Origin of the sequence: Rahnella rivi, from assembly GCF_019049655.1 — a bacterium.
GTDB lineage: Bacteria > Pseudomonadota > Gammaproteobacteria > Enterobacterales > Enterobacteriaceae > Rahnella > Rahnella rivi.
On sequence record NZ_JAFMOX010000035.1, the window covers coordinates 25,390 to 33,182 of the forward strand.

General features: G+C 52.8%; 6 protein-coding genes. 3 read left to right on the top strand and 3 right to left on the bottom strand.

Going from position 1 to position 7,793, the window contains the following annotated elements; translation table 11 throughout:
* The first annotated feature begins 100 nt into the window (after positions 1-100).
* Both J1779_RS00915 and J1779_RS00920 read left to right on the top strand, forming a co-directional pair.
* A complete protein-coding gene (locus J1779_RS00915) occupies positions 101-1,678 on the top strand; it encodes an ABC transporter substrate-binding protein (protein WP_056770266.1) in 1,578 nt (525 codons plus the stop codon).
* Between the two features lie 353 nt (positions 1,679-2,031).
* Positions 2,032-2,685, top strand: a complete 654-nt coding sequence (locus J1779_RS00920; RefSeq protein WP_217202605.1) for a DUF998 domain-containing protein — start codon at positions 2,032-2,034, stop codon at positions 2,683-2,685.
* Between the two features lie 20 nt (positions 2,686-2,705).
* Here the strand turns inward: J1779_RS00920 and dsbB are convergent, their stop codons facing one another.
* Both dsbB and nhaB read right to left on the bottom strand, forming a co-directional pair.
* Positions 2,706-3,236, bottom strand: coding sequence for a disulfide bond formation protein DsbB (gene dsbB / locus J1779_RS00925; protein WP_136376655.1), 531 nt, complete (start codon positions 3,234-3,236; stop codon positions 2,706-2,708).
* Positions 3,237-3,418: 182 nt separating this feature from the next.
* Positions 3,419-4,969 (bottom strand): Na(+)/H(+) antiporter NhaB, encoded by a 1,551-nt coding sequence (gene nhaB, locus J1779_RS00930; protein ID WP_217202606.1) that lies wholly within the window; start codon positions 4,967-4,969, stop codon positions 3,419-3,421.
* 242 nt (positions 4,970-5,211) lie between these two features.
* On the opposite strand from nhaB, the gene fadR reads away from it, so the two are divergent.
* Positions 5,212-5,931: a fatty acid metabolism transcriptional regulator FadR gene (fadR, locus tag J1779_RS00935; RefSeq protein WP_056770278.1), complete on the top strand. Its 720-nt coding sequence runs from the start codon at positions 5,212-5,214 to the stop codon at positions 5,929-5,931.
* Positions 5,932-6,031: 100 nt separating this feature from the next.
* Here fadR and J1779_RS00940 read toward each other — a convergent pair whose 3' ends face one another.
* Positions 6,032-7,567 carry a SpoVR family protein gene (locus tag J1779_RS00940; RefSeq protein WP_217202607.1) on the bottom strand — a complete coding sequence of 512 codons (1,536 nt, stop codon included), beginning with the start codon at positions 7,565-7,567 and terminating at the stop codon, positions 6,032-6,034.
* Positions 7,568-7,793 lie beyond the last annotated feature (226 nt).

The following is a 7,793-nucleotide window of genomic DNA, read 5'->3' on the forward strand; positions in this document are numbered from 1 at the left end:
TAATTTATTAAATAACAAAGCTTTTTTTGATGGTTCTTGCTCTGAGGTTGCCCGTCTACACTCGAAAAAAATGTCTTTTCATCTGTGGAGATCGACCTTAATGAAAGTACGAGTGCCTTCCCTGTTATTTTTACTCATGATGGCGGTAACCCGTGTGGATGCGGCGACGCCAGCCGATACGCTGGTGGTGGCGGGGTCGCTGGAAGGGATCATCAGTCTGGATCCGGCGGAAAGTTTTGAAACCGTCAGCTCCGGCAATCTGGTTAACCTGTATCAGCAACTGGTGGTGTCTGACCGCCAGCATCCGGACCAGCTCGATCCCGATATCGCCGCCAGCTGGCAGGCGGGGGCGGACGGGCGTAGCCTGATTTTTACCCTCAAGCCGGGACTGAAATTTTCCAGCGGCAATCCGGTCACCGCCGATGATGTGATCTATTCGTTTACCCGCGTCGTTAAACTCAATAAAAGCCCGTCATTTATTCTCGGAGAGCTGGGATGGACGCCGGAAAATGTTGACGGCAATCTGAAAAAACTGGCTGACGATAAAGTGCAGCTGACCTGGCCTGCGGATATCGGCAGCGGTCTGGTGCTGAGTATTCTCTCTGCACCGGTGGCGGGGATCGTCGACAGCAAATTGCTGAAAGAACACACCGATAAAGACGATTTCGGTAACAGCTGGCTGCGCTCCCGTTCGGCGGGCAGCGGCGCCTATGTAGTGCGTAACTATGTGCCGCACGAAGCGCTGATCTTTAAACGTAATCCGAACGCGAAACCGCTGGCAAGGCTTGAGAACGTACTGTTTAAAAACGTGGGCGATCCGTCCACCCGTCGTCTGCTGGTGGTCAATGGCGACGCCGATGTGGCCTATGATTTAGGTGCGGATCAGTTCAGCTCGCTGCAAAACGAGAAGGGCGTGCACGTGGCGCAGTTCCCGGCGGCGAAGGTGTTCTACCTGGCGTTTAATGTCGGTGACACCACCCAACCGGCGCTGGCGAATCCGGCACTGTGGGAAGCGGCCCGCTGGCTGGTGGATTATCAGGGGATTTCAACCGAACTGCTGAAAGGGCAATACGGCATTCATCAGACCTTCCTGCCGGACGGTCTGGCGGGAGCGATTGACGATCAGCCGTTTAAATATGACGTGGCAAAAGCCAAAGCGATTCTCAGTAAGGGCGGAATTGCGCCGGGGACTAAAATCGATTTGATCGTCATTAACCAGCCACCGTATTCCGATATTGCTCAGGCGTTGCAGGCCAGTTTTGCCAAAGCCGATATCAATCTTGTGGTGCATCCGCTGGTGGAAAGCGATGTGCTGACCCGCATGCGGGCGCACAAATTCCAGTCAATCTTCACCTACTGGGGCGCGGATTATCTCGATCCGAACACCAACGCCAGTACCTTCGCTTATAACGTGCCCAACGGGCCGAAAACCCTGGCGCAGCGCATTCAGTGGGTGATCCCGGAAATCAGTAAACAAACGCGTGCGGCAGCGGCAGAGTCCGACCCGACCAAACGTAAAGCGCTCTATGCAGATTTACAGCGCGAGTTGCAACGCAGTTCACCGTTTGTTGTGGCGCTACAGAGTAAATTGCTGGTGGCAATCCGCGATAACGTGAAGGGCGCAAGCCAGAATGTGGCGGGTAGCCAGTTGTATCTCGATTCGATTACGAAAGAGTAATTTTGACAGTAATACAGGTATCACCGACGTTGCACTTTTTATCAACGCTGCACATCAGCAGGGAATTTGTTGATTAAATGTCGATAAAGTGTGCAAGAAGTAAAGCTGTGATCTTGCAGCTTGTAGTCAAAGCACTGACAAATCAGGTGTTTGTGAATTTACAGTGAGTTGGCATAGAAGCTGCATTATTTATTCCACAGGGTTCACCCCACGGAAGGCTGATCAAAGTTATCAAAAAGGCGTCCGTTAGCGTTCAGGAAAACTGAGCGCTAACTGGACGCTTTTTTTTGCCCCGCGGGCAACTGCCTGAACTTACGCTAGAATCACAGCATCAGGTTAGAAAGAAGGTGCGGATGCAGACACTCACAGGGTGGCAAAAAGGCGGGGCGCTCTGCCTGGCGCTGGGCGGATTGCAGTATGTCGTGGCGGAGAAAATCAGTGCGCTGGCGTGGCGCGCACCTGACTATTCTTATCGTCAGAATTACATCAGTGATTTGGGGATCGCATCGTGCGGTATGACGGCGGACGGACGCGACATTTGCTCCCCGCTTCATGGCCTGATGAACAGCGGATTTGCGCTGGAAGGCATTTTATTTTTCATCGCCTGCTGGCTGTTAAGGGCAGTGTTTCATGAAAAGGGGCAGGCGCTGTTTCTGTTTTTCGGGCTGCTGCACGGCCTGGGCGGCGTGCTGATCGCACTCTTTCACAGCGGCGGTGGTACCGGCGGCGTGACGCTGCATCAGACGGGCGCCGTGCTGGCGATCGCTGGCGGAAATGTCTGCCTGCTGAGCGCAGGGTGGATGAAGCGCGGTATTTCAGGGTGGAAGATATTTTCGGCGCTGAGTCTGCTGTCCGGCTGCATTGGCCTCATCAGCATGATGACGATTTCGCTGGACGTACTGCCAATAGGCCTGATTGAACGCCTGTCGGTTTACACCATCACCGCATGGCAGGTGTGCACCGGTTCATGGTTGCTCAGACGAAAAAAAGCGCCCGCAGGCGCTTAATTCAGAACGGTATTTGCAGATTAACGGCCAAACAAATCGCGGCGTTTCGGCTTCACAAACTGAGCCAGCAGCACCAGCACACCGATAATCATAAATACGCTGAACACCACGACCAGCCACTGTGGCATGCCGAGTGTCAGGAATTCCCACTGCTTTTCTGCACAGTCACCGGTGGCAACGAACATGCCAGGGAACCATTTGTCCAGAGGCAGCCAGGTCGGGAAGCGCGCGGCGAAATCACAGGTGGCAAACGGAGAGGGGTGCAGCTGGATCATGGTGTGTTCCCATGACAGGCGGATCCCTTCGTAAGCACTGTACAACCAAATCAGAATACCGGCGTAACGCAACCAGGTAGCAGGTGCGATTGCCCCCACCAGACCGGCACCGAGAATACCCAGCAAAGCACAACGCTCGTAAATACACATCACGCATGGTTGAAGCAACATGACGTGTTGGAAATAGAGCGCAACCAGCTCAAGGATCAGCGCGGTCAGTGCCATCAGAAGCCAGGCACCGCGTCCCTGTGAGCAGCGGTTAAGATATTGCAACATAGAAATTTTTTCCCTGCAGTTAGCTACTGAGACGCAGTGTAAACCAATTGCTTCCCGCTGCCAGCCTGTCTGCATGAAAATTAGGTAAATAATTGCGTGAATTCGGAGAATTCGACTTTTAATTTCGGTAATTTCCTCCACGGCATACGCATCAGAAATTACCGGGTCTTGCGCCTGCGCCATCAGGCCAGCGAAATCCATCCCATCTGCGTGTACCACTCCGTCATTCCCGGCAGCAGGTACTGCACGCACAGCAGGCCGACCAGCGTCATCACCACCGTATAAGGCAGCGCCATCCACACCATTCTCCCGTAAGAGAGGCGGATCAGCGGCGCAAGCGCAGACGTCAGCAGGAACAGAAATGCCGCCTGTCCGTTAGGCGTCGCCACCGACGGCAGATTGGTGCCGGTGTTGATCGCCACCGCCAGCAGCTCGAACTGTTGCAGGCTGACAGCGCCGCTTTCCAGCGCGGCTTTGGCTTCGTTAATGTACACCGTGCCGACGAACACGTTATCCGACACCGACGACAGCAGGCCATTAAAGAGATAGAACAATGACAGCTGGTTCGACGGGGCAGCCTGAAGAACGAAATGAATGATCGGGCTGAAGAGGTGCTGCTCGATGATCACGGCGACCACGGCAAAGAAGACGGTCAGCAAGGCGGTAAACGGCAGCGATTCCTGGAAGGCTTTACCGATGGCATGTTCATCGGTCACGCCGCAGAACGCGGTGGCGAAGATGATCACCGAAAGCCCGATCAGGCCGACTTCGGCAAGATGAAACGCCAGCGCGGCAATCAGCCAGACGCCGATCAGCGCCTGCACGGCCAGCTTGATTTGCTCCTGTTTCGTCATGTTTTCGCTGTTTTTCTGGTCGAACTTTTTCAGGACTTCAAAGACTGGCTGCGGCAGCTGCGCACCATAACCAAACCAGCGGAAACGCTCGACCAGCGCGCAGACAATAAACCCGCAGATAAACACCGGTACGCTGACCGGCGACATCCTGATCAGGAAGTCGGCAAACTGCCAGCCTGCGCTTTTGGCGATGATCAGGTTTTGCGGCTCTCCCACCATGGTCATCACGCCGCCCAGCGCCGTGCCGACACCGGCATGCATCATCAGGCTGCGCAGAAAGGCGCGGAACTGCTCAAGGATTGCCTGACGCTGCGTGTTCCCGGTAAAGGCGCTGTCGTCGCTGATCCCGGCGTCTTCAGGCTGGTTCGAGGCAACGTTGTGGTAAATGGAATAGAACCCGACCGACACGCTGATCACTACGGCGATCACCGTCAGCGCATCCAGGAAGGCGGAAAGAAAGGCTGCGGCAAAACAAAACGCCAGGGAAAGCGCGATTTTATTGCGCAGGTTCAACAGCAGCTTGGTGAAAACGTACAGCAGCAGTTGCTTCATGAAGTAGATACCGGCCACCATGAAAATCAGCAGCAGGATCACTTCCAGATTGGCAGAAATCTCCTCACGGATGCGCTCTGCGCTGGTCATGCCGATCATCACCGCTTCAATAGCCAGTAAACCGCCGGGCTGTAACGGGTAACATTTCAGCGCCATGCCCAGCGTGAAAATAAATTCCACCACCAGTAACCAGCCCGCCAGAAAGGGGCTGACCAGGAAAAAAAACAGCGGATTAACAATCAGAAAGACCAAAATAGTGATTTTGTACCAACCGGGAGACTGACCCAGAAAGTTTTTTATAAACGCGCGCGTGAAGGTGGTTTCCATATTTCCCCAAAGGCTCCTGTTATTATCATTTATATTTCAAATGGTTAATCAAATAGCATCATAATTAATTTAGCAATGACGGGGCAGACAGCGGCAATAAGTGATTCAAAAATTTAAATTTATGCCAACCCCTGCACAGTTTCCACATTGCCTGTCACTGCGGCCTATAACCGGGGATTTTCATCTGGTATGATGAGCTCAACTTTACCCCCAATAAATGCCCCAAACGGAACGACAAACACATGGTTATTAAGGCACAAAGTCCTGCCGGTTTTGCCGAAGAGTATATCATCGAAAGCATCTGGAACAGTCGGTTCCCGCCCGGTTCAATCTTACCGGCTGAAAGAGAACTTTCAGAACTCATTGGGGTAACCCGAACGACCTTACGTGAAGTGTTACAGCGTCTTTCCCGCGACGGCTGGCTGACCATTCAGCACGGTAAGCCGACGAAAGTGAACAACTTCTGGGAAACCTCCGGCCTGAATATTCTTGAAACGCTGGCGCGTCTGGATCACGACAGTGTTCCGCAGCTGATCGACAATCTTCTTTCTGTACGTACCAATATCGCGACGATTTTCATCCGCAAAGCGATGCGCACTAACCCGGAAGAGACGCAGAAAGTGCTGGCTACCGCCGAGGTGGTTGAAGACCAGGCCGAAGCCTTTACCGTGCTGGATTACGACATTTTCCGCGGCCTGGCGTTTGCGTCCGGCAATCCGATTTACGGTCTGATCATCAACGGATTGCGCGGTTTGTACACGCGCGTCGGGCGTTATTACTTCTCCAATCCTGAAGCCCGTAAACTGGCTATCGCGTTCTACAAGAAATTGTCAGACATCTGCCACGAAAAAAGTTACGAGCAGATTGTGGATTGCGTGCGCAATTATGGCCGTCAGAGCGGTGAAATCTGGCACAGTATGCAAGGCACCATGCCGGGTGATCTTACCGATCAAAAGAAGTAAAAACCCAGTCCGTCAGGTCTGAACAGTAAAATGAGAAAAGGGCGCTGAGCGCCCTTTTTTAATGCCTGAATAAACTCTTTTCATCGCAGACGTTCGCCCGTCAGAGCGGTGCAGGGCGCGGCGGGCAACGCTCCAGCAGTTCGACGCTGCCATCGGCATTGAGTTGCTCGATAAACACATCGAAGCCCCAGAGACGATGAACGTGCTTCATCACTTCGCGGCGGCTTTTATCCAGCGGCGCACGATCCTGCGGGATATAACGCAGCGTCAGCGAACGGTCCCCGCGCAAATCGACGTTCCATACCTGAATGTTAGGTTCATGATTGCTCAGATTATATTGCGCTGATAACTCCTGACGGATAGCGCGGTAGCCTTCTTCATTGTGGATCGCCGCGATTTCCAGATAGTTATTGTGATCGTCATCGAGCACGGTAAACAGGCGGAAATCACGCATCACTTTCGGCGACAGGAACTGACTGATGAAACTCTCATCTTTAAAATCACGCATCGCGAAATGCAGCGTGGTCAGCCAGTCCGATCCGGCAATGTCCGGGAACCAGTAATGATCTTCTTCGGTCGGTTCCTGACAGATGCGCTTGATGTCCTGGAACATCGCAAAGCCCAGCGCATACGGGTTGATTCCGCTGTAATACGGGCTGTTGTAAGGCGGCTGGAACACCACGTTAGTGTGGCTGTGCAGGAATTCCAGGATGAAACGGTCAGAGACTTTCCCCTCGTCATACAGATGATTGAGGATGGTGTAATGCCAGAAAGTCGCCCAGCCTTCATTCATCACCTGAGTCTGTTTCTGCGGATAGAAATACTGACTGATTTTGCGCACGATGCGTAAAATCTCACGCTGCCACGGCTCCAGCAACGGGGCATTTTTTTCCATGAAATACAGCAGGTTTTCCTGCGGTTCGGAAGGGAAACGGCGCGCCTGTTCCGGTGCATCGATGGCGTATTTGCGCGGAAGGGTTTTCCACAGCGTATTCACCTGGCTTTGCAGATATTCCTCGCGGCTTTTTTGTCGCGCCAGCTCTTCCTGCAGCGAGATTTTTTGCGGACGTTTATAGCGGTCAACGCCATAATTCATCAGCGCGTGGCAGGAATCGAGCAACCGTTCCACTTCATCAGTACCGTAACGCTCCTCACACTCACTGATGTAGCGTTTGGCAAACAGCAGATAATCGACGATGGAACTGGCGTCGGTCCAGCTTTTAAACAGGTAGTTATTTTTAAAGAAAGAGTTATGCCCGTAGCAGGCATGAGCCATCACCAGCGCCTGCATCGTAATGGTATTTTCTTCCATCAGATAGGCGATACAGGGATTGGAATTGATGACGATCTCATACGCCAGACCTTGCTGGCCGTGTTTGTAGAGTTGCTCGGTTTCGATGAATTTTTTGCCGAACGACCAGTGTGTGTAGTTGATGGGCATGCCGATGCTGGAGTAGGCATCCATCATCTGTTCGGAGGTGATGATTTCGATTTGATGGGGATAGGTGTCCAGCCGGTAAGACTTCGCTACCCGATCAATCTCAGCGAGATAGGTTTGCAACAAATCAAACGTCCAGTCCGGTCCATCGCTAAGACGTTTGTCCTCAGTATTTTTCTTTTGGGTCACTGTCGTCATAAGCCGCACCCTCATTCAGTTATGGACGCTACAGAGTGTTTGATTCACAACCTTTTCTTAAGATTTCGCACGTCCATTAATAATCGTAGCTCAATCTGATTTTGCTGCCTGATAAACACCAGAAATCCATTCCTCTGCCATTCTATATCCCCCGGTCTGCGTGCTGTCAACGTGCGGGTTGCCGGATAAAAAACGCCCTGCGGGCAGGGCGGGGGTGGCGTTCAGG